The 679-nt window shown below is 74.1% G+C and carries 1 protein-coding gene; it reads right to left on the bottom strand.

What is annotated here, in order from left to right; translation table 11 throughout:
* Positions 1-679 (bottom strand): 3'-5' exonuclease (locus ASJ79_RS25220; protein ID WP_369803766.1); only part of this gene is annotated, 679 nt, incomplete at both ends.

Raw genomic sequence — 679 nt, 5'->3', positions numbered from 1 at the left:
CACTGCACCTCGTCGCCGGGCCCGGCGAGGACGCGGAAGGTGCCCCGGCAGTGCGCGCAGAAGATCGGAACGTCGTCGCGCCGGGAGTTCGGCGCGATCCCGTTGAGGAACCGCGACGGGCGGCGCCCCTGCCTGCCGCCCGGGTTGCGGGCCAGCGCCCAGCTCAACGTCAGATGCACACGCGCCCTGGTGATTCCGACGTAGAGGAGGCGGCGCTCCTCTTCGACAGGTTCGCTGTCGGGGCCGTGCGAGAGCGCGTGGCTGATCGGCAGGGTGCCGTCGGCCAGACCCACCAGGAACACGGCGTCCCACTCCAGGCCCTTCGCGGCGTGCAGCGAGGCCAGGGTGACCCCCTGCACGACGGGTGGGTGGCGGGCGTCGGCGCGTTGCCGCAGCTCGGTGAGCAGCCCACGCAGGTCCAGCTGCGGACGCTGCGCGACCTCGGCGTCGACGAGCTCGACGAGCGCGGTCAGCGCCTCCCAGCGGTCCCGCGCCTTGGTGCCGGGCGGCGGTTCGGCGGTCAGGCCGAGCGGCTCAAGCGTGTGCATCTGACGTTGAGCTGGGCGCTGGCCCGCAACCCGGGCGGCAGGCAGGGGCGCCGCCCGTCGCGGTTCCTCAACGGGATCGCGCCGAACTCCCGGCGCGACGGCGGCCCCAGCAAGCCAGATCGGAAGGGCGT

It is taken from the genome of Mycobacterium sp. NAZ190054 (assembly GCF_001545925.1).
Classification (GTDB): Bacteria; Actinomycetota; Actinomycetes; order Mycobacteriales; family Mycobacteriaceae; genus Mycobacterium.
The sequence above is the reverse complement of the archived record's forward strand: the minus strand, read 5'-3'. Positions and strand labels throughout refer to the sequence as shown.